Origin of the sequence: Thioalkalivibrio sp. ALD1 (assembly GCF_000381245.1) — a bacterium.
In the GTDB taxonomy this organism is placed as follows: Bacteria; Pseudomonadota; Gammaproteobacteria; order Ectothiorhodospirales; family Ectothiorhodospiraceae; genus Thioalkalivibrio.
Genome location: NZ_KB906242.1, coordinates 338,831 through 364,575, shown reverse-complemented (window position 1 = coordinate 364,575; position 25,745 = coordinate 338,831). Strand labels below are relative to the sequence as shown.

Annotated in this window: 24 protein-coding genes; 8 read left to right on the top strand and 16 right to left on the bottom strand. The window is 64.7% G+C overall.

What is annotated here, in order from left to right:
• Positions 1 to 39: 39 nt before the first annotated feature.
• Together F623_RS0106350 and F623_RS0106345 are read right to left on the bottom strand one after the other, a co-directional pair.
• Positions 40 to 783 carry an ABC transporter ATP-binding protein gene (locus F623_RS0106350; RefSeq protein ID WP_018861355.1) on the bottom strand — a complete coding sequence of 248 codons (744 nt, stop codon included), beginning with the start codon at positions 781 to 783 and terminating at the stop codon, positions 40 to 42.
• Positions 776 to 2,026: a lipoprotein-releasing ABC transporter permease subunit gene (locus F623_RS0106345; protein WP_018861354.1), complete on the bottom strand. Its 1,251-nt coding sequence runs from the start codon at positions 2,024 to 2,026 to the stop codon at positions 776 to 778. The genes F623_RS0106350 and F623_RS0106345 overlap by 8 nt, the downstream gene beginning before the upstream one ends.
• Positions 2,027 to 2,155: 129 nt before the next feature.
• Between F623_RS0106345 and F623_RS0106340 the strand changes: the two genes are divergently transcribed.
• The 5 genes from F623_RS0106340 (at position 2,156) to F623_RS0106320 (ending at position 8,710) form a co-directional block, all read left to right on the top strand.
• Positions 2,156 to 2,515 carry a hypothetical protein gene (locus tag F623_RS0106340; protein WP_369771390.1) on the top strand — a complete coding sequence of 120 codons (360 nt, stop codon included), beginning with the start codon at positions 2,156 to 2,158 and terminating at the stop codon, positions 2,513 to 2,515.
• A complete protein-coding gene (locus F623_RS0106335) occupies positions 2,512 to 3,579 on the top strand; it encodes an agmatine/peptidylarginine deiminase (protein WP_018868226.1) in 1,068 nt (355 codons plus the stop codon). Before F623_RS0106340 ends, F623_RS0106335 begins: the two co-directional genes overlap by 4 nt.
• Before the next feature lie 6 nt (positions 3,580 to 3,585).
• On the top strand, positions 3,586 to 4,485 hold the full coding sequence (locus F623_RS0106330) for a carbon-nitrogen hydrolase (protein ID WP_018861351.1): 900 nt from the start codon (positions 3,586 to 3,588) through the stop codon (positions 4,483 to 4,485).
• 88 nt (positions 4,486 to 4,573) lie between these two features.
• Positions 4,574 to 8,047, top strand: coding sequence for a transcription-repair coupling factor (mfd, locus tag F623_RS0106325; RefSeq protein WP_018868227.1), 3,474 nt, complete (start codon positions 4,574 to 4,576; stop codon positions 8,045 to 8,047).
• Complete coding sequence (locus F623_RS0106320) at positions 8,048 to 8,710, top strand: CsiV family protein (RefSeq protein WP_018861349.1); 663 nt, start codon at positions 8,048 to 8,050, stop codon at positions 8,708 to 8,710.
• A gap of 39 nt (positions 8,711 to 8,749) precedes the next feature.
• Here F623_RS0106320 and F623_RS0106315 read toward each other — a convergent pair whose 3' ends face one another.
• The 3 genes from F623_RS0106315 to F623_RS0106305 are packed head-to-tail and all read right to left on the bottom strand — an operon-like array spanning position 8,750 to position 11,407.
• Positions 8,750 to 9,715, bottom strand: coding sequence for a S49 family peptidase (locus F623_RS0106315; RefSeq protein WP_018868228.1), 966 nt, complete (start codon positions 9,713 to 9,715; stop codon positions 8,750 to 8,752).
• Positions 9,716 to 9,725: 10 nt separating this feature from the next.
• Positions 9,726 to 10,424, bottom strand: coding sequence for an HAD family hydrolase (locus tag F623_RS0106310; RefSeq protein WP_018868229.1), 699 nt, complete (start codon positions 10,422 to 10,424; stop codon positions 9,726 to 9,728).
• Positions 10,421 to 11,407, bottom strand: a complete 987-nt coding sequence (locus tag F623_RS0106305; RefSeq protein ID WP_018868230.1) for an RluA family pseudouridine synthase — start codon at positions 11,405 to 11,407, stop codon at positions 10,421 to 10,423. Before F623_RS0106305 ends, F623_RS0106310 begins: the two co-directional genes overlap by 4 nt.
• A 433-nt stretch (positions 11,408 to 11,840) precedes the next feature.
• Here F623_RS0106305 and F623_RS0106300 point away from each other — a divergent pair, with 433 nt between their 5' ends.
• A complete protein-coding gene (locus F623_RS0106300; protein ID WP_018868231.1) occupies positions 11,841 to 14,660 on the top strand; it encodes an Rne/Rng family ribonuclease in 2,820 nt (939 codons plus the stop codon).
• Between the two features lie 73 nt (positions 14,661 to 14,733).
• On the opposite strand, the gene F623_RS0106295 is transcribed toward F623_RS0106300, so the two are convergent.
• A complete protein-coding gene (locus F623_RS0106295; RefSeq protein WP_018861344.1) occupies positions 14,734 to 15,228 on the bottom strand; it encodes a low molecular weight protein-tyrosine-phosphatase in 495 nt (164 codons plus the stop codon).
• Between the two features lie 224 nt (positions 15,229 to 15,452).
• Here F623_RS0106295 and F623_RS0106290 point away from each other — a divergent pair, with 224 nt between their 5' ends.
• Both F623_RS0106290 and F623_RS0106285 read left to right on the top strand, forming a co-directional pair.
• Positions 15,453 to 16,691, top strand: coding sequence for a flagellar hook-length control protein FliK (locus F623_RS0106290; RefSeq protein ID WP_026279352.1), 1,239 nt, complete (start codon positions 15,453 to 15,455; stop codon positions 16,689 to 16,691).
• An 8-nt stretch (positions 16,692 to 16,699) separates the two neighbouring features.
• A complete protein-coding gene (locus F623_RS0106285; protein WP_018861342.1) occupies positions 16,700 to 17,059 on the top strand; it encodes an EscU/YscU/HrcU family type III secretion system export apparatus switch protein in 360 nt (119 codons plus the stop codon).
• A gap of 17 nt (positions 17,060 to 17,076) precedes the next feature.
• Here F623_RS0106285 and F623_RS0106280 read toward each other — a convergent pair whose 3' ends face one another.
• The 10 genes from F623_RS0106280 to F623_RS0106235 all read right to left on the bottom strand — a co-directional run bounded on the left by F623_RS0106280 (position 17,077) and on the right by F623_RS0106235 (position 25,736).
• A complete protein-coding gene (locus tag F623_RS0106280) occupies positions 17,077 to 17,496 on the bottom strand; it encodes a DUF2802 domain-containing protein (RefSeq protein ID WP_018861341.1) in 420 nt (139 codons plus the stop codon).
• Between the two features lie 93 nt (positions 17,497 to 17,589).
• The gene (locus F623_RS0106275; protein ID WP_018861340.1) at positions 17,590 to 17,814 is read right to left on the bottom strand and encodes a hypothetical protein; all 225 of its coding nucleotides are present in this window, start codon (positions 17,812 to 17,814) and stop codon (positions 17,590 to 17,592) included.
• A gap of 96 nt (positions 17,815 to 17,910) precedes the next feature.
• On the bottom strand, positions 17,911 to 18,369 hold the full coding sequence (locus F623_RS0106270) for a chemotaxis protein CheW (RefSeq protein WP_018139245.1): 459 nt from the start codon (positions 18,367 to 18,369) through the stop codon (positions 17,911 to 17,913).
• Between the two features lie 85 nt (positions 18,370 to 18,454).
• Positions 18,455 to 19,174 carry a chemotaxis protein CheW gene (locus F623_RS0106265; RefSeq protein ID WP_018868233.1) on the bottom strand — a complete coding sequence of 240 codons (720 nt, stop codon included), beginning with the start codon at positions 19,172 to 19,174 and terminating at the stop codon, positions 18,455 to 18,457.
• Entirely contained in the window at positions 19,171 to 19,971 is an 801-nt protein-coding gene (locus tag F623_RS0106260) for a ParA family protein (protein WP_018861338.1), read from the bottom strand. Before F623_RS0106260 ends, F623_RS0106265 begins: the two co-directional genes overlap by 4 nt.
• Positions 19,968 to 20,885 carry a flagellar motor protein MotD gene (gene motD, locus F623_RS0106255; RefSeq protein ID WP_018861337.1) on the bottom strand — a complete coding sequence of 306 codons (918 nt, stop codon included), beginning with the start codon at positions 20,883 to 20,885 and terminating at the stop codon, positions 19,968 to 19,970. The genes F623_RS0106260 and motD overlap by 4 nt, the downstream gene beginning before the upstream one ends.
• Positions 20,886 to 20,892: 7 nt before the next feature.
• Entirely contained in the window at positions 20,893 to 21,636 is a 744-nt protein-coding gene (locus F623_RS0106250; RefSeq protein ID WP_018861336.1) for a flagellar motor protein, read from the bottom strand.
• Positions 21,637 to 22,743, bottom strand: coding sequence for a chemotaxis response regulator protein-glutamate methylesterase (locus F623_RS0106245; RefSeq protein WP_018868234.1), 1,107 nt, complete (start codon positions 22,741 to 22,743; stop codon positions 21,637 to 21,639). It lies immediately after the preceding gene.
• A 2-nt stretch (positions 22,744 to 22,745) separates the two neighbouring features.
• Complete coding sequence (locus F623_RS0106240) at positions 22,746 to 24,878, bottom strand: chemotaxis protein CheA (protein ID WP_018868235.1); 2,133 nt, start codon at positions 24,876 to 24,878, stop codon at positions 22,746 to 22,748.
• Positions 24,879 to 24,959: 81 nt separating this feature from the next.
• Positions 24,960 to 25,736: a protein phosphatase CheZ gene (locus F623_RS0106235; RefSeq protein WP_018861333.1), complete on the bottom strand. Its 777-nt coding sequence runs from the start codon at positions 25,734 to 25,736 to the stop codon at positions 24,960 to 24,962.
• Positions 25,737 to 25,745 lie beyond the last annotated feature (9 nt).

The window sequence follows — 25,745 nt, the reverse complement described above, 5'->3', positions numbered from 1 at the left end:
ACAACCCTGGGTAACGACCGATCGCAAGCCAGCAAGCGGTTACTCAGCGTTCCAGGACCGGGCGGATCCGTTGTCTACCAGCTGGCCGTGGAAGTGCTCGCGCTCAAGGTGTCCCTTCACCAGCTGGACCGACCGGTCCAGCTCGCGCGCCAGCGTAATATCATGCGTGACCAGCGCCAGCGCGGTACCGGTGGACCGGTTCATTTCCCGCAACAGCGCGAACACATGCTGGGCTCGCTCCTGATCCAGGTTCCCTGTGGGTTCGTCCGCCAGGATCGCGGACGGGCGCGTCACCAGTGCCCGCGCGATCGCGACACGCTGCCGCTCGCCGCCCGACAATTCCGCCGGTTTGTGCGGGCCACGGTGACCAAGATCCACCTGTGTCAGCCAGTGCTCCGCCTCCTGCCGGGCGCGGCGGCTGGATATCCCCCGGATTAACAGAGGCAGAGCCACGTTCTCGACGGCCGTCAACTCGGGCAACAGGTGGTGGAACTGGTAGACGAACCCCAGATGCTGGTTGCGCATGCGGCCGCGCCTCGCCTCGCCCATGCGGGACCACTCCTGCCCCAGTAGCCGAACCTCGCCCGCAGTAGGACGATCGAGCCCACCGAGCAGGTGCAGCAGCGTACTCTTGCCAGAGCCGGAGGCGCCGATGATCGCGGCCTGGTCGCCCGGCTCCAGCCGGAAATCGACCCCCTGCAGCACCGCCACATCCAGCTTGCCGTCGCGAAAGCGCCGCTCCAGGCCCACCGCCTCCAGCACCGGAACGTTCGCGTCAGTCATGGCGCAGAGCCTCCGCTGGCTGGGTGCGTGCCGCGCGCCAGGCCGGAAACAGCGTCGCCACGACGGTCAGCAAGAACGCAATTCCGCCTACACGAAAGACATCGGATGCTTTCAGTTCAGATGGCAAGTCACTGATATAGTAGACATCTGCGGCCAGAAACTCGATCCCCATCGCGCGCTCTATAAAGGGCACCACGACGTCGATATTCAGCGCCAGGGCCACCCCGGCCACGGATCCCAGCAGAATGCCAATGGCACCGATCACCACCCCCTGCACCACAAACACAAGCATGACTCCCGAGGGGGACAACCCAAGTGTTCGCAGGATTGCGATGTCCCCCTGTTTGTCGGTGACCAGCATGATCAGGGTGGAAACGATATTGAACGCCGCCACCGCGACAATGAGGGACAGGATGATGAACATCACCATTTTCTCGATCTGGATCGCGCGGAACAGGTTTGCGTGCTGTCGTGTCCAGTCGGAGACCCGGAACAGCCCGTCCAGCTGGCTGGCCACCTCTCTCGAAATCACACCCGCCCGCATCATGTCCGTCAGGCGCAGTCGCAGCCCGGTCACGTTCTCGCCGGTCTGGAATACCGCCTGGGCATCCTCCAGGTGAATGAATGCCGTCCCGCGGTCGTACTCGTACATCCCGACCTCGAAGATCCCCGCCACCTCGAATCGGCGCATACGCGGCATCACACCCGCCGGAGACACCGAGGCCTGCGGGGCCATGAGGATCAGCGAATCGCCCACCCGCACGCGCAGCTCCGTTGCCAGCTCGCGGCCCAGCACGATGCGGTAGGCGCCCGGTTCAAGCTGACCGAGCCGGCCCTGTGTCATATGCTCGCCAATCCGCGCCACGCGCTCCTCGGCCTCCGGCTCGACGCCGCGAATCATCGCGCCCGAGATGTTGCCGGTCGCGCTCAGCATCGCCTCGCCCTGCACGTACGGCGCGGCCGCCAGCACCCGCTCGTCGAGGGTCTCGACCTGTTCCTTCAGTGATTCCCAGTTGCGCAAGCCACCATTCACATCCTGGATGGTCGCGTGCGACGCCATGCCCAGAATACGATCACGCAGCTCCCGCTCGAAGCCATTCATCACCGAGAGCACGGTGATCAGCGCCATCACGCCCAGCACCAGGCCGAGGATCGAGACGACCGAAATGAAGGAGATGAAGTGATTACGCCGCTTGGCGCGCGTATAGCGCAGACCGATGGCGAGCGGGAGCGGGCGGAACATCGAGAAATCATGCCAGAGTTGCGCGGACAAACCTATCCCCGCGAGACGGACTTTCGGCACGGGAGGCACTCACGAGTGGATGACGCTACCATGTCACGTATCGCCCGCGAGCCATCGGAGATTCGCCACATGCAAGGGAATCATGCAAAGCACATGCTCACTCGTCCCCGCAGCCTGATCGCCGTTTCCGCCACGGTGGGTCTGCTCACGGCCACGGGATTCGCAACCTTTGCCTCGGGCGAGGCGCATGCCGAGATCCTGCGAGGCACGGGTGGAGACTTCCAGGTCCAGACCCGCGAGGGCCTGCCATCACGCGGCCAGAACCAGTCCGGTGTACGCAACCAGCATGGCGAACCCAACCAGCGTCACCCGACGGTCGGCGATCCGCCGATCACGCGCTGGGACTATGAGGACTTTTCCGTGGTGTTCGAGGGCGAATACGTTCTGCACAGCATCGTGCACGGCGAACAGACCCCGCGCCGACCGTGACGAAGGGGCCGCTCTCCATCAAACGTCGTCTGCCCGCGGAATGGGAACCCCAGGCGGGGATTCAACTGACCTGGCCACATGAAGGCACGGACTGGGCACCAATACTGGATCAGGTCCATCCTGTCTTTGCCACGCTCGCGGCCTCGATTAGCCGCTTCGAGCCAGTGGTAATCGTTGCCCGCGACCCGGAGCACATCGAAGAAATCTCCGGCTTTCTGGTGGAGGCGGCGATCCGCAACGACCGCCTGTGGTTCGCGCTGGCAGATTCCGATGACACCTGGACCCGCGATCATGGTCCCATCACCGTTGTGGAAGGCCCCCGGCCCCGGATACTCGACTTTACGTTCAACGGCTGGGGGGGCAAGTTCCCGGCTGCTCGCGACAACGCGATCACCGCCAACCTCGCCCAACAGGGCGTCTACGGGCTCAACAGCCCGGAGACCGTTCCAATGGTGCTGGAGGGTGGCAGCATCGAATCCGATGGCGCCGGCACCATCCTGACAACAACGCGTTGCCTGCTGCAGCCCACGCGCAACCCGGATCTGGACAAGGCAGCCATCGAACGTCGCCTGCAAGACTATCTCGGGGCGCAAAGGATCCTGTGGCTGGAACACGGGCATCTCGATGGCGACGACACCGACAGCCACATCGATACGCTTGCCCGTTTCTGCAGCCCGGGCACCATCGCCTACGTCCAGTGCGACGACGGCGACGATCCGCATTACACCGAACTGGCCGCCATGGAAGAGGAACTGCGCTCACTGCGCCAGGCCTCCGGCGAGCCCTACCGCCTGATCCCCCTGCCCTGGCCACGCCCGCAGTTCGGTGGCGATGGCCAGCGCTTGCCCGCCACCTACGCGAACTTCCTGATCCTCAATGATGCGGTGCTGATGCCAGCCTACGATGATCCCGCCGACGCCACAGCCCTGGATCGTCTGACCGAGGCCTTTCCGGGACGCGAGATCGTGGAAATCGACTGTCGAAATATCATTTGGCAGGGTGGAAGTCTGCACTGCCTGACCATGCAGTATCCCAAAGGTGCTCTAGGCATCCCCGAAGACTGATCTGCGATGACGACCGATACCCTTCCCGTGGCACTGATCCAGCACCGCGATGCCGGGAGCGTCGAGGCCAACCTGGACGCGACCGCGCAGGCCGTGGCCGATGCTGCGAAGGGGGGCGCCCGGCTGATCGTGCTGGCCGAGCTGCATACCGGCCCCTACTTCTGCCAGACCGAAGACCCCGCCGTCTTCGACCGGGCCGAACCCATTCCCGGCCGGTCCACCAAACGCCTGAGGGAGATCGCCAGGGACAACGGCGTGGTGCTCGTGACCTCGCTATTCGAGCGCCGTGCGGCCGGCGTCTACCACAACACCGCAATCGTCTTCGAAGCGGATGGCCGCCCGGCCGGTCTCTATCGCAAGATGCACATCCCGGACGACCCCGGCTACTACGAAAAGTACTACTTCACCCCCGGCGACACCGGATTCGTCCCGATCGACACCTCGGTCGGGCGCCTGGGCGTGCTGGTCTGCTGGGATCAGTGGTACCCGGAGGCAGCGCGCATCATGGCCCTGTCCGGGGCTCAATGCCTGATCTACCCGACCGCCATTGGCTGGGATCCGCGGGACGAAGCCGACGAGCAGGCGCGCCAGCGCGAGGCCTGGATCACCGTCCAGCGTGGCCATGCGGTCGCAAACAATCTGCCGGTCCTTGCCTGCAACCGCACCGGGCACGAAGCAGACCCGTCTGAAAGCAGCCCCGGGACCCGGTTCTGGGGGAACAGCTTCGTCGCGGGCCCCCAGGGCGAGATCCTGGCCCAGGCGCGCGAGGATCAGCCCGAGATCCTCCGTGCCGACCTGGACCTGGGACGCACCGAGACGGTCCGCCGCATGTGGCCCTTCCTGCGCGACCGTCGCATCGATGCCTACGGCCCGATCCTCAAGCGCTACATCGACCGCGTGGACTGAAATTCAGCGTCACCCCAGCGGGGTTCCCGCCGCGAAAGGGGCCGAATCCGTATAATGCCGGCCCGTTTTCCCGGATCACCCAACCCGCATGTCCGAACAGCCGCGCAACCCGCTAAACCCTGGCCGCTTTCCCGGCGATGGCTTCGAGCTCTGGTCGGGGCTCAATACCACTGCCACTCCACTGGCACTCGCACGCGCCGCCGCATCGGCCGAATGGCCGCTGCTGGTCGTCGTCGAATCGAACGAGGCCGCGGATCGCTGGCAGGAGGAGTGGGATTTCTTCGCTGACGGGCTCGACCTGCCCGTGATGCGCCTCCCCGACTGGGAAACCCTGCCATTCGATGTCTTCTCGCCGCACGAAGACATCATCTCGGAACGACTGCGTACGCTGTATCACCTGCCCTCCCTGGAACGCGGGATCATCCTGATCCCGGTCTCCACGCTGATGCAACGCCTGCCACCGCGCGACTGGCTGACCACCCAGGGCGTTTCCCTGCATAACGGCCAGCGGCTGGATCGCATGCAGCTTCGGGAACGTCTGATCGAGGCGGGCTACGGCGCCGTCAACCAGGTCATCGGCCACGGCGAATTTGCCGCGCGCGGGGAGATCCTCGATCTGTTCCCGATGGGCGCCGAACAGCCGGTGCGCATCGAGTTTCTGGACGACGAGATCGATTCGTTGCGCCATTTCGACCCGGAGTCCCAGCGTTCCACCGAAAAGGTCGAGCACGTCGAGATCCTGCCCAGTCACGAGTTCCCGCTGAACGAGGACTCCATTCGCGCGTTCCGCACGCGCTATCGCGAGCAGTTCAGCGGCGACCCCAGCCGCCACCCGATCTACCGAGACATCAGCGAAGGGCTGGTGCCCCCGGGCATCGAGGCCTACCTGCCCCTGTTCTTTGAGGGCATGGACAGCGTGTTCGACTACGCCCCCCAGGCCCGGGTGGTACAGGTCGGCAATATCGCCGGCGCCGCGCAGGAGTATTCCCGCGAGATCGCCGATCGATTCGAGCAGCTGGGCCACCAGGTGGAACGCCCCCTGTTGCCACCGGAGCGCCTCTATCTCGACGAATCAGCCCTGAACGAGGCCCTGCGTGCCCGCGCCGGCATTGCCCTGGGTGGCGATCCGCCGCAGCCGCTGCCGGCAGATCGCGGGAGGACCGTGCCCTTCGCCTGCGATCCCCTGCCCGAGCTGGGCATGGAACACGGCAAGGATGCCCCTGCCGAACGCCTGAAGCACTTTGTGCAGGAACACGAGCGGATCCTGCTCACCGCCGAGTCCGCTGGCCGGCGCGAAGCACTGCTCACACTGCTGCGCGAGCAGGATGTGCCGCATCACGCGGTCGAAGACTGGGAGACCTTCTTGACCGGCGACCCCGGCCTGAGCGTGACCGTCGGCGCACTGAGCGAGGGATTCCGACTGCCCGACGGGATCGTCCTCGTCCCGGAGTCGGCGATCCTCGGCGAACGCGCACGGCAATCACGCCGGCGCAACCGCACCACCCGCGATGCCGACGCCGTCGTCCAGAACCTCAGCGATCTCACGATCGGGGCCCCAGTCGTCCACGAGGAACAAGGCGTGGGCCGCTATCAGGGCCTGCAGACGCTGGACTTCAACGGCCAGCCATCGGAGTTCCTGACGCTCGAGTACGCCGATGGCGCGAAGCTCTATGTCCCGGTCTCCTCGCTGCACCTGATCAGCCGCTATACCGGTGCCGATGCGGAGCACGCCCCGCTCCACCGTCTGGGCAGCGAGCAATGGAACCGTGCCCGCCGCAAGGCCGCCGAGAAAGCGCGCGATGTCGCCGCCGAGTTGCTGGAGGTCCATGCGCGGCGCGCCGCCAAGCAGGGTACGGCGTTCGCGACCGAGACCCCCGAGTATCACGCCTTTGCCGCGGCCTTCCCGTTCGAGGAAACCGCCGACCAGCTCCAGGCGATTGACGCCGTACTGACCGACATGGCCGACACCCGGCCCATGGACCGCGTGATCTGCGGCGATGTCGGCTTTGGCAAGACCGAGGTCGCGATGCGCGCCGCATTCGTCGCCGTGCAGAACAATCGCCAGGTGGCCGTGCTGGTCCCGACCACCCTGCTTGCCCAGCAGCATCACCAGAACTTCAGCGATCGCTTCGCCGACTGGCCGGTGTGCATCGAGTCCCTGTCGCGGTTTCGCAGCGCCAAGCAGCAGGCCGCCGTGCTGGAAGGGTTGAAGGAAGGCAAGGTCGATATCGTCATCGGTACGCACAAGCTGCTGCAGTCGAACCTGGACTTCTCCAACCTCGGGCTCGTGATCGTGGATGAGGAACAGCGCTTTGGCGTGCGCCACAAGGAGGCGTTGAAGAGACTGCGCGCCGAGGTCGACATGCTGACCATGACCGCGACCCCGATCCCGCGCACGCTGAACATGGCCCTGTCCGGGCTGCGCGACCTCTCCGTGATCACGACCCCGCCGCGCGAACGCCTGGCGATCAAGACCTTCGTCAACGAGTGGAACGACGCGATCATCCAGGAGGCCTGCCTGCGTGAGATCCGCCGCGGCGGCCAGGTATACTTCGTGCACAACGAGGTCAACACCATCGAGCGCATGGCGGAGCAGATTCGTGCGCTGCTGCCGGGTGCGCGGATCGGCATCGCCCACGGGCAGATGCGCGAGCGCGAACTCGAACAGGTGATGCTCGACTTCTACCATCGGCGCTACAACATCCTGGTCTGCTCCACCATCATCGAGACTGGCATCGACGTACCCACGGCGAATACCATCGTGATGAATCGCGCGGACAAGCTGGGCCTCGCCCAGATGCACCAGCTTCGCGGCCGCGTCGGACGCTCCCATCACCGGGCCTACGCCTACCTGGTCACGCCGCCGGAAAAAGCCATGTCGGCCGACGCGCGCAAGCGCCTGGAGGCAATCGCCTCGCTGGAGGACCTGGGCGTTGGCTTTACCCTCGCCAGCCACGACCTCGAGATCCGGGGCGCCGGCGAACTGCTGGGCGACGAACAAAGCGGCCAGATCCAGGAAGTCGGCTTCTCGATGTACAACGACCTGCTCAACCGCGCGGTCAAGGCCCTGCGCTCCGGCAAGATGCCTGAACTGGAGACCCCGGAGACACCCGGAACGGAGGTCGAGCTGGGCCTGCCCGCCCTGCTGCCAGATGCCTACGTGCCGGATGTGCACACGCGCCTGATCCTCTACAAGCGCGTCAGCAGCGCCGAGAACAGCGATGCACTGCGCGAGCTGGAGGTGGAACTGGTGGATCGTTTCGGGCTGCTGCCCGATCCGGCCAAGGCCCTGTTCGAGGCCGCACGCCTGCGGCTCAAGCTGACGCCCCTGGGGATCCGGAAACTGGAACTGGGCCCGGCCGGCGGGCGCTTCGTTTTCGGACCGAATCCCGAAATCGATATCGCCGCGCTGATTGAACTGGTGCAATCCGATCCGAATGCCTACAAACTGGACGGCCAGAAGGCTTTCCGCTTTTATGCCGAAATGGAGACCCTGGAGGCCCGCTCGCAGGCCGTCCAGCGTCTGATCCACACCATCAGCCCGAAACAGCAGGCCGCCTGAATGCACGCCAAAACCAATCGCCCCGACCCGAACCGCCGCAGGCTCGTCAGCGGCCTCGCCCTCCTGCCGCTTCTCGGGCTGGGGACGACGGCCACGGCCCAGGTCGGCCGCCGCTACCGCATCGAGCTGGTCATCTTCGAACACACGACCGCGGAAAGCCGGCGCCTGCAGGAGGAGATCGCCTCCGCGCGCGAACCGAACCTGGCGGGATCGGAGCTGGGGGGACGCATCTACCAGGATTCCCGGCGCGGATTCGAACTGCAGCGGGCCGCGAGCCGGGTCGAGGACTCCGGTGCCGGACGGGTCATTGCGCGGCTGGCCTGGGATCAGCTGGGCCGCGACCATAGCGCGACGCCCTGGCTGAAGGTGCAACAGGGCCGCCGCCTTGGGGCACGTCAAGCCGTGTTCGGCGACACGGCCGCCGCGGCCCAGCCGATTGTCGCGGACGAGGACCGCTACGAACTGGAGGGCCGGCTACGGGTATGGGTCGGGCGGTTCCTCCATCTGGAGACCGACCTCGTCTACCACATCGACCGCGACGGGTCCGAACCGCTCGGCGTGACCGTGCGCGGCCACCAGCGGATGAATTCCGGCAGCCAGTTGTTCTATCTCGACCACCCGGTCGTCGGGATCATCGCCCGCGTGACGCGGCTGGACAGCTAGCGCGGACGGGAACGGGCAGTACCCCGCCGGCTTTCCCGTTCAGCGCCAGTTGGGCTTGGTTTCCATCGCCAGCCAGCTCTGCAGGGCCGACATACCCAGGTCCTCGAACAGCAGCTGCAGGGCGCTGCGACGTGGCTTGAAGGTCACCATCTTCTCGATCCCGATCACGTCGCGCGCAACCGACTGATCCGTCCCCAGACCATCGATCAGACCCAGATCCACCGCGCGTTGCCCGGTCCAGATCAGGCCGTCGAACAGCTCCTCGTTTTCAGCCAGACGATCCCCCCGCCCCTGGCGGACCACATCGACGAACTGCTGGTGCAGCCCGTCCATCAGGTCATGGATATGGCGCACGTGCCCCTCGTCGAGCGGCAGAAACGGATCCAGCAGAGCCTTGTTATCCCCGGACGTGAACAGCCGCCGTTCGACACCGATGTTGTCCAGCAGATCCACCACGCCAAAGCTGTCCAGACGCACCCCGATCGAGCCGACCATGCTAGCCTGGCTGGCGTAGATCTCGTCCGCCGCCACGGCGATGTAGTAGGCCGCCGAGGCCCCGATATCCGTGACGACCGCATAGACCGGGATATCCTCGTGTTCGTCCTTCAGCCGCAGGATCTCGTCATGGATCGCGGCGGCCTGGACCGGACTCCCGCCCCCGCTGTTGATCCGTAGCATTACGGCCCGGGTTCCATCCGCCTCGAACGCCTTTTCCAGGACTTTGTTCAGTTCCTCGGCGTTCGCCCGGGCACCGGATGCGATCAGCCCGTCGATCTCGACCACCGCCACGTGCTCCTCGGGCTCACGGTCGTCCTCGAACCATGCGGACAAGCCCATATCGCCGCCCCGCACCAGGACCAACAGGGCGAACAGATAGATGAACAGCAGCAGCTTGAAGAAGATGCCCCAGCGACGGGCACGCCGCTGCTCCACCACCTGCGCCTGGACCAGGCGCTCCAGCGTCTCGCGCTCCCACCCCGGCTTGTTTTCGTTCGACCAACCCATCCGTTTGTCCTCAATCCTCGGGAAGCGGCTCCGATTGCCGCAAGAGTTCCAGCAGTTCTTTCAGGTCACGGGCCACGGCCAATGGGTTCTCGTCAGCCAGGCGCCGGTCATCGTGGACCCCATGCGCCACGGCCAGTGACGGGACACCGGCGGCGCGGGCCATCCGCAGATCATAAACGCTATCACCGACCATCCGCGTCCGGGAGCGTTCCACTCCACAGCGGTGCATTACATGCTCCAGCATCACCGGACTCGGTTTGGACGGGTGCTCGTCGCCGCAGGCTGTCGCGACAAAACGCCCCTGCAGGCCGGTAGCCTCCAGCGCCTGGTCCAGCCCCGCCCGCGACTTGCTGGTTGCCACGCCCAGCAGCACGCCCCGTTCGTCCAGCCAGTCAAGCAAGGGCGCGACATGCGCGAACATCGGCGTCTCCGGCGCATCGGTGGCGGTCAGGTAGCACCGGCGATAGGTGGCGGCGAACGCAGCCACGAACGCAGGGTCCGCCCCCGGAAACAGCTTCTGCACGGCCGCTTCCACGCCCAGCCCAATGATATCCCGCAAGGCGCTTTCCGGGGGTGTCGCCTGCCCCAGCGCCACACAGGTACGCTGCAGACAATGAACAATCCGGCGTGGCGAATCCATCAACGTCCCGTCCCAGTCGAATACGACCAGGCGCAGGGCATCACCCTCCGGCGGCAGCAGCGTGTTCATTCGAATGTTTCGGGGCTCGCGAGCGTATCGAGGACCGCCTGAAGCTCGTCCGGGAGCGGTGCGGAATACACATGCGACTCACCGGTGGAATCCTCGTACTGTAGCGCCTGGGCATGCAGAAACAGGCGCTTCAGGCCGGCACGGCGCAGTACACGATTCGCATCGGGCAGTCCGTAGTCGTGATCACCGCCCACGGGGTGGCCGATGGCCTGCCCATGGACCCGGATCTGATGGGTCCGTCCGGTACCGATCCGGACTTCGGCCAGCTGGAACGGCCCATAACGCTCCAGCGGCACAAACTCGCTAATGGCCGCACGCGCACTCTCGGGGTCGGCGCCTTCCCCGGAACGCATGCGGCGCTTGCCGTCCTGCCCCCGGCTCGAGGCAATCGGCTCGTCACACACATGGGGCTGATCGCCAGGAAATGCCCCCACCAGCAGCGCCATATAGCGCTTCTCCACCCGACCCTCGCGCAGGGCCGTGTGGAAGTCCTGCAATCCCGCGCGGTTCTTGGCCAGCAGCAGGCAGCCGCTGGTCTCTCGGTCCAACCGGTGCCCCAGTTCCAGCTCGGAGCCGGGACGAAGTTGGCGCATCGCCTCGATGATCCCGAATGCGAGGCCACTGCCGCCATGCACCGCAAGGCCCGAGGGCTTGTCGAGGACCAGAACCTGGTCGTCTTCATACAGGATCGAACGTCGCAGACGGTCCAGGACCCCCGGGGGGATATCGCGCTCGACGGCCTCGGGCCGGTCCAGGCCCGGTACGCGCACCTCCGAGCCGACACTCAGCCGCTGGGTCACCTTGGCGCGGCGCCCGTCGACCCGGATCGCTCCCTTGCGCACCAGGCGGTAGATCAGACCCTTGGGCACGCCTTTAAGCTCACGCAGGAGGAAGTTGTCCAGGCGCTGGCCATCCCCGCGCTCGGTGACCGAGAGCGTACGAGGCCCAGAGGGAGGCTGCGGCTGACTGGGGCGTGCTTTCATCGGGCGCGATCCTACCTCAGGCGCACCTTCCGAACCATGTACCCTGGCTTTGAGACGACGAAAAAACTTGCCCAAACGGGGGCTTATGCCCTACATTGGCGCACGGTACCCGCTGGCATGAATTGCGCCCGGGCACCTCAGAATTACCCGCCGATCTGGTCCTGCACTGTGCGACTACAGACGACCAGACGGCCATCGCCGAAAAGCGAACCTGTGACACTATTTCTTCTAACCCAGTCCTGTCTCCCCGGCCCCGCATCCCGCGGGCGGCTGGTCCCGTGGCTATTGGTGAACACCTGGCTGGCGCGTTGGCTTCCGCTTCGCGCCGCCATGGCGGGCATGCGTCTTGAAACGTCGACGTGCCGCCTTCGCACCACACCGCGAGGCCCCGGTCTTGTGACCGACGCACAGGACGACCGACCGAGTCCATTGCATGAAACGCATCCTGATCAATGCCACGCAGCCGGAAGAGCTGCGCGTGGCCATGGTCGACGGCCAGCGGCTGTACGACCTCGATATCGAACTGCCTTCGCGCGAGCGCAAGAAGGCCAACATCTACAAGGCCAAGATCACCCGCGTCGAGCCAAGCCTCGAAGCCGCGTTCGTCAACTTTGGTGCTGAACGCCACGGCTTTCTGCCGTTCAAGGAAATCGCCCCCTCCGCTGTCGGCGCACCGGCCGACAGTGACAAGCCCATCCGCGAGCTGCTGAAGGAAGGGACCCAGCTACTTGTCCAGGTGGAGAAAGAAGAGCGTGGCAACAAGGGTGCGGCGCTGACCACCTATATCAGCCTGGCCGGTCGCTACCTGGTCCTGATGCCGAACAATCCCAAGGCCGGTGGCGTTTCGCGGCGTATCGAGGGCGACGACCGCGCGGAGCTGCGCGAGGCCCTGTCCGGCCTGAACATGCCCGAGGGCATGGGCGTGATTGCCCGCACCGCCGGCGTGGGCCGCAGCACTGAAGAACTGCAGTGGGACCTCGATTACATGACGGCCCTGTGGTCGGCGGTCACCGAGGCGGCGGAAAAGGCCAATGCCCCGGCGCTTATCCACCAGGAAAGCAACGTGATCATCCGCGCCCTGCGCGATCACATGCGCAACGACGTGGGCGAGGTCATCATCGACGACGACACCGTCTACCAGCAGGCGGAAGACTTCGTCCGGCTGGTGATGCCGAACAGCCAGCGTAAGCTGAAGAAGTACGACGACCCCGTCCCGCTGTTTAATCGCTATCAGATCGAGAGCCAGATCGAGAGTGCCTTTGATCGCGAAGTGCAACTCCCCTCTGGTGGCGCCCTGGTCATCGACCATACCGAGGCCCTGATCTCCATCGACGTCAATTCCGCACGCTCCACCAAGGGTGGCGACATCGAGGAAACCGCCTTCCACACCAATCTGGAGGCAGCCGAAGAAGTGGCGCGCCAGTTGCGCGTGCGGGACCTCGGTGGTCTGATCGTGATCGATTTCATCGACATGAACGCCAACAAGCACCAGCGCGAGGTTGAAAACCGCCTGCGCGAAGCGCTGGAACTCGACCGTGCGCGCGTGCAGGTTGGCCGCATCAGCCGCTTCGGACTGCTCGAGATGTCGCGGCAGCGCCTGCGTTCCTCGCTCGGCGAATCCAGCCAGATCACCTGCCCCCGCTGTCAGGGGCATGGCCAGGTCCGCAGCGTCGAATCCCTGGCGCTGTCGATCCTGCGCCTGATCGAGGAAGAGGCCATGAAGGACCGGACCGGCCTCGTGCTGGCCCAGGTCCCGGTCGACGTCGGCACCTTCCTGCTGAACGAGAAACGCGCTTCGATCAACGAGATCGAGGCGCGCCACCGGGTCGACATCAGCATCGTCCCAAACCCGCAGTACCTGACACCCAGATTCGAAGTCCAGCGCGTGCGTGGGGACGAGCGTGAAGAAGTGGTCAGTGGCCGCGGCTCGCACGAACTGGTGGAGACCGTCGAAGAAGACACCGACCCGCACGGCGAACGCCGGGGCAAGGTGGAGAAACCCCTGGTTCAGGGCGTAAAGGTCAATGCCCCCGCCCCTATGGCCGACTCCCCTGCCTCGCAAGCTCCGAGCGAACCGGTTCAGCAACCCGGATTTTTTACCCGAATCTGGTCATCGTTGTTCCCCAACGCCGGGCGCCAACAGGAGGTCGAAGCCGAGCAGCAGGACGAGGGGCGAAAGCGAGGCAAAGGCGGGCAGCGTTCCAGCCGCGGGGGTAGCAACAACCGCGGCGGCGCAACCAATCGTCGTCGGGGTTCACGAAACGAAAGCAGTGACAACCGCGAAGCAACCAAGGGTACCGGCAACGGCAAAAGCGAGACCCGTCAGGATTCCAGTAGCGGTAGCGGCGGCAAGGGTCGTTCGCGACGGCGTGGCAGTGGCGGCGGCGACGCGTCCGCCAAGACCCGCGAAGCCGAACCCAAAACCGAAAAACCGAAGGCGGAATCTGAAGAGAGCTCCAAGAAGGACAAGGAACAGCCAACGCCATCCGGGGATGGTATGTCCACGGGCGATGACGACAGTGCCAAGGGCCGCAGCCGCTCGCGCCGTTCGCGCCGGGGTGGCCGTCGCCGGGGTGGCCGCGGGCGTTCCGGCAGCAGCGACGACAGCACGGGTCATGACAACTCCGGGAGTCATCAGGAAGGCGCCAGCCAGAAGGAGACCGCCAAGTCTGCCTCCTCGCCCCCGGGGAGCGCGGCCCCTGAGCAGTCGGCCGTGAAGGGTTCCGACAAGGGCGATAGCAGCCAGTCAGGTGACAGCGAGACCAAGCCTGCCGCCAAGCCGAGATCCTCTGACAAGGACGCCGGCCAGGAAGCCGGCGGCAGTGACGCAAAAGCGCCTGAAGAAAAAGGCACCGGAAGCAACAAGTCCAAGATCCAGGAAGAAAAATCCCGCGAGCCTGGAACAGGCGAAAAAGCGACGGGAGACACACCAAAGGGTTCATCCGGTACACGTCGGGCGAAGGGAAGTGCTCAGTCGTCGAAAGCGGGTGGTGCCAAGGGCAAGGGGGATTCCGAGTCGGGCACCGAGAAACGCCCCTCCGAGTCCGCCACGCCTGATGATGGTTCCGCGTCGAAGTCCCCTCGCGACAAGAAGAGCGATGCCGGGGTGGTACCCGAGAAACCGTCGCCCGCCGAAGCCAGCGGCGCTCCCCGTTCCGAGCCAGACTCGGCACCTCAGGCCGACAAGCCGCCCCGCAAACCGGAACCGGCGGCCGAGTCTACGGGCAACCCGGACGACAAGACGCGCGATTAAGAAAGAAACCGGCCGATAACGGCGATCCCGTTATCGGCCGGCAGGAAACGCCCGAGCCATCTGACCGGGTTCCTCAGGATACGCGCTCCAGCGCGTGTTCCCGGCATATATGGTCCAGCAAGCCATCGCTGGCGGCCTCGACCAGATCCATCACATGCACGAAGCCATCCGGCCCGCCATAGTACGGGTCCGGTACCTCGCGTTCCGGCTGGTCCTGGGCGAACTCCAGGAAACGGTGCAGCCGCGCACGGGCGCCATCCGGCTGGATCTGCTGGGCATTGCGATAGTTGGCCTCGTCCATGGTCAGGATGTAATCGAACGTCCCGAAGTCCTCTGCCTCCAGCTGCCGCGCACGCAACGGGTCTAGATCGTAGCCTCGACGGCGGGCCTCCTCGCGTGCACGCGGGTCCGGTCGCGCCCCAACGTGATACCCGGCGGTACCAGCCGAATCCACCTCGATGGCCGACTCCAGACCATGCGCGCGGACACGTGCCTGGAAGACACCGTGAGCCATGGGCGACCGACAGATATTGCCCAGACAAACCATCAGCACTCGAATCTTTTGCATGCCTTCTTCATGTTCGCGAAGTGAACGCACAGCATAGCAAAGCCACGCCTCTGGCCACGCGTATAGGCGCGACCGGCGCGGTATGCGATGCTGAAACCATGCCACTATGACCGCAGGTACGTGCCGAAACCGCACCCGGAGACCCGATGCCCGACTTTACCGGCCCCCGCCCGACCGGATTGCCCACGACAGGCGTCGAGCGCGCAGGCTCGCGTCAGGGCGGGATGCCGGCGCTGGAAACCGGCACCCGCCTTCAGGTCCAGATCGTCGGCCAACTCGCCGAACGCAGTGTACAACTGCGTCCGATAGCGCCTTCCGGTGAGGCCCGTGCGCCCGCATTCAACGCGCAACTGGCAACACCGCTGCCCAGCGCCTTGCTCCCGGGCAGCCAGGCCGGGCCGCACGTGGCTCTGGCCGAGGTGGTTCGAACGGAACCACGCCTTGAGGTACGCCTGATGCCCCTGCCCGCATCGGCCCTTCCGAGCGGGACCTCGGCGACGGCTCCTGCCACACGCCAGGGGGCCGGCCAGGCGACTGCGGGTCAACCGGCAACTGGCCCACAGGACCCAACACAGTGGCTTTTGCGCGAGCTGCGCCACCAGATTCCCGGGGCACGCGGGCTCGCCACTGGCATGCAGACGCTCCAGGCCACACTGGCCGCCGCCCCGTCCTCTGGTGTGCAGCCCGCAGCGAGCGAAGGCCAGATCCTGCCGGCCATGAACCGCCTGCTCGAACTGACACCGCCTGCCGTGCGCCTTATTACCCCGGAAGGGGTCAACCGGCACATTCAGCAGTCCGGGCTGTGGCTGGAAGCCATGCTGGCGCAGGGGGCACGCTCTAACACCTCCGGTACACCCTCCCAGGATCTCAAGGCCCAGTTACTGCGAGTGGCCGAACATCTGCGCCAGGCAGGCGAAACGCGCATCCCCTCTCCGGCGCAGACCAGCACCCCGCCCCCTCCCCCGCCAGGCACGGCAGCACTACTACCTCTCGGGCCATTAACAGGGCTGATCGAAGGAATGCTGAAGCGCATCACGACGCTGCAAATACACTCCCTGCAACCCAGCGTGCAGGGTGACGATGAAGGCCACCCTCGGTGGTTTTTCGAACTCCCCTTTCGCAGCCCGCAGGGGATACATGCGCTGGCCGGTCAATTACAGCGTGAAGAAGGACGTCCCCCGGAACGTCCGGAAGGATGGACACTCGTGCTGGACCTCGACCTGCAGGCCCTGGGGCCGACCCGCGTCGCCATTGCGCTGAGGGATGGTCGCGTTTCCGTGCATTTCACGGCCGAACGGCCGGAAACCGCCGAACGCCTGCATTCCGGGACTCCGGAACTGCGGCAGCGCCTGATCGGGCGCGAACTGCACATCGGATCCGTGTCGGTGCGCGAAGCTCGGGTGGAGCCGCGAGACCCCGCGAGCGTTACGCTCCGGGAAGGCCTTCTGGACGAACGGGCCTGAGTGAACACATGAGCAAGCGCCGAGGCCCCTACCACCACGAGGAACCAACCGTCGAGCCGCGAGATCCGCGCCCGCCGCGCGCGGTTGCGCTGGAATGGGACAGGCAACGGGCACCACGGATCACGGCCAGCGGCAGCGGGGTAACGGCCGAACAGATCCTGCGTATTGCCGAGGAGCACGGGATCCCGCTGCATCAGGACCCCGGACTGAGCGAGGCACTTGCGCAGGTACCCCTTGGTGATGAAATCCCGGAAAGCCTCTATATCGCGGTAGCCGAAGTTCTGGCATTCGTGTTCATTCTGGCCGGCATCACGCCCGAGGATCGCGACCGTGGGTACCGTCACGATGACTCCAGCCCGGATGAATAAGGGCTGGCAACCGGAAATCAGCGACGGTTGGCGGAACCCGGGGCGTGCAAGCTGTACAGGAGGTCCAGCTCGGTGGTGGTCAGACCGCACATCCGGCGCACCTCTTCCCGCTCGCGCCCCTGCCGGATGAGTTCGATCGCCTGTTGGTAGGCACCGTCATCGGCATCCCGCGCGCGCAACTCGCTTTGCTGGTCATTGAGTCGTTCCAGTGCGCGCTGTACGGCGGACTGCGCCTGACTGTGGTTGACCACCCCTTGGGAGATAACCTTCATTGCACCTTGCAGCGCCATCACCGAGGTGGCCTGACGCTGATAGTCCTGACGCAAGGCTGCAAGCTGGCGGCGCAGGGTCAGCACCAGGGAGACGGCCAGCACCGCAACGACGCTCGCCACCAGGGCGATTGCCGCGACGATCCACACCAGTATGCCTTCCCCCATCGGCGTGCACTCCAAACGAAACAGTGGCGATTGTCGCGTGAAACGGCCTCGCACACCAGCCGGGCAGCTCGGCCCCTGTTGGCGGGCCACCGGTCAGGCGTAATCGTCAATCAGCCCCTTGCGGGGGCGCTTGCCGGAGTCACGCGGGGAACGCTGTTGCGCGGGCTTGACAGCCGGGCGCAGCAACGGGTCACGATCATGGTCGTCGCTGAGGGTCCGGCCCGGCACGGTCGTATGAACCGGACGCACAGTGGGATTGGTCGTGGTCGAGGGTTTGATCGGCCGAACCGAGCGGTCCGGCTGCAGCTCATCCACCATGATCCCACCTCCCGCCAGTGACGCGTTTTCGGGAACCTGCTTGTTTGGTCCTCCCGAATGGGTGGGGGTTCCCGTTCGCCGATTCGTCTGTGTGTCCTACAGCTCCCGCAACTGCGCCCATTCCTCGTCGGACAGCAGCTTGTTCAGATCGACCAGAATGGTGAGCCCCTGCTCTGTGCTGGTCACCCCCTGTATGAAGCGGGAACTGTCGTCGTTGCCTACCTCCGGTGCGGGCTCGACCGAATCCAGTGAGATCCGTACGACCTCCGAGACGGAATCCACCAGAATGCCGACATTCTGATTGTCCACATCTATAATCACGATGCGCGAAGCCTCGTCCGGCTCGCGATCCTCGAGCCCCATGCGCCGGCGCGCATCAATCACCGTCACGACATTGCCACGCAGATTGATGATGCCGAGGATATAGTCCGGAACACCGGGAACCGGCGCGATCTCCGTAACCTTCAGTACCTCCTGCACCTGCAGGACATCAATCGCGTAGGTTTCCTCCGCGAGACTGAACGTCACATACGGGGCGGTATCGGCCTTGGCCATGGCTTCTACGTCTTGTGCGCTGCTCATGTCTTCCTCGTCGCTCGCGAGCCCTTGCTGCGGGCCCGGTGTTCGGTTCCTGAATACGTTATCGGCCGCGCTCGCCCTGGCTTGAGCCCATCTCCCAATTGCCCTGGTCCAGGGTACGATCCAGGGCCTCCAAATCCAGCAGTGTCGCCATCTGCTCGCGCTCCACCCCGGCCAGCCAGGGTAGCCGTTTGCGGTGACTCCGCCAGCGCAGATTTTGCGGAGCAATGACGCGCGTTCCCTGAATCGAGCGGCAAGCCAGCGCAAAGCGCGAACCCGCCAGGAACACGACGTGTCGGGCCGTATCTGGCTCATATTCCCGATCTTCGGGCGTCACCACCGCGGCCAGATCGATCAGCTGTACCCGGCCCTGCTTGGTATCGGCCAGACCCAGATACCAGACCGAATGGTTGGGTGTAGGCCGAACGTCCAGCTCTGCCAGCGGGGCTACACCTCCCAGCGAGGCCAGCGGCGCCAACAGGGTCAGATTCCCGGCCTCCAGCACCAAGGCCGAGAATCGATCGGACGGGCGGGGATACTCGTCGCTCTCGATTACCGTACGCGGCGGAGCGGGCGGTGCCACCGGTTGCGCAGTCGTGGGCGCATCGACTTCCAGTGCGGGTTCGGGCTCTGTGGGAGCCGGTCGAGGCTCCAGAATATCCGCTCGCAGAAGATGGGCCGGGGCCGTCGGCGCGGGCTCGTCCAGCAAGCTGCCGAAATAGTCGTTCAGCGCCTCGGGCTCCGCCTTCAGTGCCAGATTGTCTTCCCGGGAACGGTTCATCCCTTTTGCCTCCTGGCATGCGGCTCCGACAGCCGCCCGCCAATCGCCTCCAGCAAGTCCGAATAGGCCAGCACGCCCCGGGCATCCGGGATCATGAAGCAAAGCGGCTGCCCCGCACTCGATGCATCGCGGAATTTGGTATCGACCGGAATCACGCCGGGCCACACCTCATCTCCGTAGAGGCGCCGCAACTCCGCGAGCGCCTCGTGGGCGGCACGTGTGCGCCGGTCAAACAGGGTGGGAATGATCCGGTAGTGAAGCTCGGCCTTGCGCGATTTCTGAACCATTTTCAAGGTGTTGATCATGCGTTCGAGCCCCTTGAGCGCGAGAAACTCCGTCTGCACCGGAACCAGGAGCTCATCACAGGCGGCCAGTGCATTCACCATCAACACTCCCAGCATGGGCGGGCAGTCCATCAGCACATAGTCGTACTGGTCTGCGACCTGCTCCAGCGCCTGGCGCAGCACCAGGCCCATGCCACTGCGCGTACCCAATTGCCGATCGAGCGTGGCCAGTGCCGTGCTGGCCGTCAGCAGGTCCAGACCCGGGAAACGGGTCTCGCGGATCAATCCACGCGGATCCGGGCGCTTGCCCTCCGCACACTGGCTGAACAGTTCGTACACCCCGCGCGTGGCCGTTTCAGGGTCATGCCCAAAATAGGCCGTCAGCGACCCATGCGGGTCGACGTCGACCATCAGAACGCGCTGTTCCGGTCCAGACAGCAACCCACTCAGGGTCACCGTTGTCGTGGTCTTGCCGACCCCGCCTTTCTGGTTGGCAACCGCCCAGATTTTCACTCGGAACTCCCCCCGTTTCCATCCATCGTCGGTGACTGCAGCGACAAAGGCAGGTCCTCTCGCAGCTGCTCGGGCTCCTGCGTGCCATCCTCGCGCGGCCGAGCACCAGGGAGAACCACGATGGCCACTCGCCGATTCTCCGCCCGCCCTTGTTCCGTGTCGTTGCTGGCTACCGGCCGATGTTCCCCGTAACCGAGGGCCACCAGATTCTGCGGTTCGATGCCCGCATCTTCGAACACGCTCACCACGGCCGCTGCACGCCCCGACGAGAGCTCCCAGTTGGAAGGATAGACCGCCGTCTGGATTGGAACATTGTCCGTATGGCCCTCGACGTGCACTCGCGAGACACGAGGCGCGAGAATCGCCCCGACCTCGTCCAGCAAGGCCCGGGCCTCAGGATTCAGTGTGGCCGAGCCACTCCCGAACAGCAGTCGGCTGGTAATCTCGATTTCCAGCCAGTACGCCTCGCGACTGACACGGAGATCGCCATCCTCGATCAGTGGCGCCATCGCCATCTCCAGCTCGTCCGCCACATCGGCCAGTGCCTCCAGGAATTCCTGAAGCTCGTCATCCGTGCCCGCGTCGTCGAGCAGACCGGAGAAGGCCATGTCGATGGGTGCCACACCCTCCTCCATAATGCCGGGCTGTACCTCGATCGGTACCAGCGCGCGCATCTCGTCAAGGGAATGATCGCGTGACACGGTGGGTTCACCGACCTGAATCGGATCGGTCTGGGCCGGGGCACGGAACGCATCGACCAGTGATTCCGACAGCACCCGATACTTGCCGTCATCCACCGAGGAGATGGCGTACATCACCACAAAGAACGCGAGCAGCAGCGTGACCAGGTCGCCATACGGAATCGCCCAGGCCTCATGGTTCTCTGCTTCTTCGTGGCGTTTGCGCCGAGCCATTGCGACCTCACTCGCGGATGAAGCCGCTAAGCTTGCTTTCGATATTGCGCGGGTTTTCCCCCTCGGCGATGGAGATCAGACCTTCCATCAGCATCAGCTGATGCTGGGAGCGCTTCTGGATAATCGACTTCAGCTTGTTCGCCACCGGAAGGAACAGCAGATTCGCCGAAGCGATCCCGTAGATGGTGGCGACAAAGGCCGCGGCAATCCCCGCCCCGAGCTTGCTCGGATCCGCGAGGTTCTGCATGACCGCCATCAACCCCATCACGGCCCCCACAATACCCAGCGTCGGGGCGTAGACCCCCATGCTCTCGAATACCTTGGCGCCCTGGGTATCGAAGTGCTCGCGATTGTCCAGGTCCGCCTCGAGAATCTGGCGGATCGTCTGCGGTTCGGAGCCATCAACCAGTAGCTGGAGTCCCTTGCGGGCAAACTCGTCGTTCTCTTCGTCGGCCAGGGTTTCAAGGCCGAGAAGCCCCTCCTTGCGTGCCACGTTGGACCATTCCACGATGCGTTCCAGCATCGCCTCGTTGTCGATCCGAGGAGGCTTGAAGGCCCAGGGCAGGATCCGCATCCCGTGCAGGAAAACCGCCATCCGGGCCTGTACCAGGGTGGCCCCGAGCGTCCCGAGCACCACGATCACGAACGCGGCCGCATTCCAGAGTGCACCCAGACCACTCCCTTTCGCGATGCTCCCCCCGAGCACCGCGACGAGCCCCAGGGTGACCCCGATGAGGCTCAGGATATCCATCTAGCAAAACCCCTTCACCAGTGCCGGGCCAACCTCCGGCAACGGGTACACCTGGTCCACCAGCCCAGCCTCTGCAACTGCGGCGGGCATGCCATACACGACCGACGTCGCGGCGTCCTGTGCCCAGACCTGCGCACCGGCGGCCTTCAGTGCCCGCGCACCCTCGCGACCGTCCGCACCCATTCCGGTCAGCACCACGGCCAACACCTGACCACGCAAAGCCTCCACCGCCGAACTGAACGCGGCATCCACGCTGGGCTTGTAGATCGTACCCAACGGGCTCTCGCTCACCCGCACCGTGGTCTGGCTACCGCGCTCCAGGGTGGTTTGCATCCCCCCGGGAGCCAGCAGGGCGACCCCCGGACGCATCACATCTCCGTCCTCGGCCTGCTTGACCCGGATCTGGCACATTGCATCCAGGCGTTCGGCAAACGCGGGCGTAAAGCTCGCAGGCATATGCTGGACCAGCAAAATCGGCTGCGGAAAATTCGCGGGTAGCCCTTTAAGGACCTCCTGCAGAGCCACCGGCCCACCCGTGGACGTCCCGATCAGCACGGCGCGAACCTGGCGCAACGGTACCGCCGGGCGGCTGACCGGCGGCGCCTGACGCTGCACCTCGGCGGCCTTGCGGTCCGCCTCTTCGCGGCGCGCCGACGGCCGAGCCTCCACCGCCGGCCGCACGCTTCCGGGTTCGCTGGCCGAGCGGGCCCGGCTGCGCGAAAGGCTGCGCACCCGTCGGCGCAACAACATGCGGGCGCTGTCTTCGTCGGACGCGATATCGCTGAAGCGCTTCGGTAGAAAATCGACCGCCCCGGCCTCCAGCGCATCCAGCGTCGCCTGAGCACCTTCGGTCGTCAGGCTCGAGAACATCAACACCGGGCGGGGATTTTCCGCCATGATCCTGCGCACAGCGGTAATGCCATCCATTACCGGCATCTCGATGTCCATGGTCACGACATCGGGATCCAGTTCCTTGACCTTGCGAATCGCCTCCTCGCCGTTTTCCGCGCTGCCGACGACTTCAATACCCGCGTCGGAATCCAGAATCTCGGCGATGCGACGGCGGAAGAACCCGGAGTCGTCCACCACCAGTACCTTTACTGGCATTCTTAGCCCTCGACCGTTTGTGCGGGACGCCGGGTGCGGCCCGCCGACGGGAGCTTGTGCGTCAGCAGGCCCACCAGATCGGCGACATCCAGGATCAGCGCGATCCCACCGTCACCCGTGATCGTGGCACCCGCCAAACCCTTGACGCCCTGCAGATTCTGCCCCAGTGGCTTGATGACCACCTCTTCCTGTCCCACCAGATCATCGACCACCAGCCCCACCTTGCGGTCTGCGGTATGCACCACGACCACATGCGATTCCGGTTTCGCTTCGGGGATAAATCCGGGCTTCAACCAACGCTTGAGATAATGAATTGGAAGCGCTTGATTTCTCACTACAATGACTTCCTGATCGTCCACGTAATGGGTCTTGGTCAGATCCAGGTCCAGGATCTCCGAGACGGACGCCAGCGGGATCGCGAATCGCCGCCCGTCGAGGATGACCATCAATGCAGGGAGAATCGCCAGAGTCAGTGGCAGCTTGACCCGCAGCGTGGTCCCGACGCCAATCTCCGAATCGATCTCGATGGTGCCATTGAGCTGCGAGATCTTGGTCTTGACGACGTCCATCCCCACCCCGCGCCCGGAAACATCCGAGATCTCGGTCTTGGTGGAAAAACCGGCCATGAAGATCACGTTGAAGGCCTCGCGATCGGTCATTCGCTCTGCCATGACCGGCTCCATCAGGCCCTTCTCTACCACCTTGCGCCGAAGGGCCTGCGGGTCCATGCCGCCGCCGTCGTCCTTGATCAGCAGCGCGATGTGATCGCCTTCCTGTGCGGCACCCAGTACGACCGTACCCTTGCGCGGCTTGCCCGCCTTTTCGCGCACTTCGGGGGTTTCGATGCCGTGGTCCACCGCGTTGCGCACCAGGTGGACCAGCGGATCCGACAAAGCCTCCACCAGATTCTTGTCGAGGTCGGTGTCCTCGCCAAAGATCTCCAGTTCGATCTCCTTGCCGAGGCTGCGCGACAAGTCCCGGATCACGCGCGGAAAACGATTGAAGACCTTGTTGACCGGCTGCATGCGGGTCTTCATCACCGACGTCTGAAGATCCGAGGTCACCAACGCCAGCGAGCTGATGGCCTTGCCCAGCTCGTCGTCCACATGCTGGCTGCGCAACATGCTCAGGCGGTTGCGGACCAGCACCAGTTCGCCGACCAGATTCATGATCTCGTCCAGTCGCTCGGTATTCACGCGCACCGAGGTCTCACCCTGAGAAGCCTGTCGGGAGCCGCCCGCAGCCGCCGGCTTGGCCGGCTCCTTGGCGGGTTCCGGCGCTGAAGACGGTTTGGGATCGTCGGCAGGTTCGGGCTTCGCGCTCGACTCTTCGGGGGCTTCGGCATCGCTGGCTTTTGCAGGTGAAGATGCCGGCGACGCACTGGCGGGGGGTCCATTCCCACGCGCCTGCAGTTCGTCCAGCAAGTTCTCGAACTCGTCGTCCGAGATCAGGTCTCCGCCACCATCGGTGGCCCCACCCTCACCGGATTCCGCGCCAGTCGACTCCCCGGAGCCGCTCGCCGCTTCGACCGCCTGCGGGGTACCATCGCCATGCAGCGTATCGAGCAGGGCTTCGAACTCGTCATCGGTGATTTCGTCATCCGCGCCCACCAGCCCCGAATCATCGCCTGCATCGTCACCTGCGGCCGTGGAGGTGGCTTCCACCTCGGCGGGGGGCGCCGGCTCAGGCTCAGGGGGTACATCTGCGGTCGGGGCTGCCTCGGATTCGGAGTCACCAGCCACGTCCTCGTTGTTGGCCATCTTCCGCAGGTCTTCGACCAGATCCGCCTCGGCCGGAGTAGGCTCCACCCCGGAACGCAGGTCGCCGAACATTACGTTCAGCGTGTCGAGCACCCGAAGCATAGTATCCATCAAGTGGCTATCGACACGCCGCTCGCCATTGCGCAGCAGGTTGAAGACGTCTTCCGCGTGATGACAGACCGTCACCAGCGCATCCAGGCTGAGAAAGCCCGCGCCGCCCTTGATCGTGTGGAAGCTGCGAAATACTGCGTTGAGCAGATCCCGGTCATCGGGATGCTGCTCCAGATCAATCAGCTGCTCGTTGAGCCCTTCGAGCAGTTCCCCGGCCTCAATCAGGAAGTCCTGAAGGATTTCGTCGTTGGGGTCGATGGCCATTCGGTCTCTCCATTCCGGTGAGGCTTGCCGTTTAAGGGATGGGTCCAGGGAAAGCGATGCCGATTATCGAATCGGCATCCCCTAGAAGCCCAGACTGGACAACAGATCGTCCACCTCGTCTTGTCCTTGAACGACATCTTGGCCGGAATCTTGAGTCTTCGGCACTGCCGGGCCATGTCCACGCCGGTCCGCTTCACGCTGCTCCGGGTCGCCCCCCATCTTCTTCTCGGCGGCCTCCACCGTCTCCATGCGCCCGCTCGACAGCCGGATCAACGAAACCAGATTCTCCTCGAGATCCGTCACCAGCTGAATCACCCGACGAATCACCTGACCGGTAATGTCCTGGTAGCTCTGTGCCATCAGCACCTCGGACAACAGGCGCCGCAGTTCCTCGGTGTCGTTGTTCGCCTGGGCGAAGAACTCATCGAGATCGCGGGCGAACTCGCGGAACTCGTCCACCGAGAGCTGGCGATTGCGAAAGCGCGTCCACTTGGCCGTCAGCACACCCGCCTGCTGGCTGAAAGACTCGGCGATCGGGAGGCTCGTCTCGATAGCGGTCAACGTCTCGTGAGCGGCCTTTTCCGTCATCGTGACCACATAATTCAGGCGTTCACGCGCATCCGGGATCTCGGCCTGGGTCAGCTCGACCAGTCGCGAATCACCGCGGAAGCTTTGCAGGGCCTCGTGGAGATCACGGGTCAGCTTGCCCAGCTCGTCAAACAGCTCGCGATCGTATGGCCGCGCCAGATCCTGAATCAGCCCCCGGGCGGCAACGTCATCGCCTGCTTCCAGAACCTGGACAAGCTCGCGTGCGCGTGCAAGCTGCTGCTCCTCCACCGATTTTTCTTGTTTGGTCATCCAAAGCCC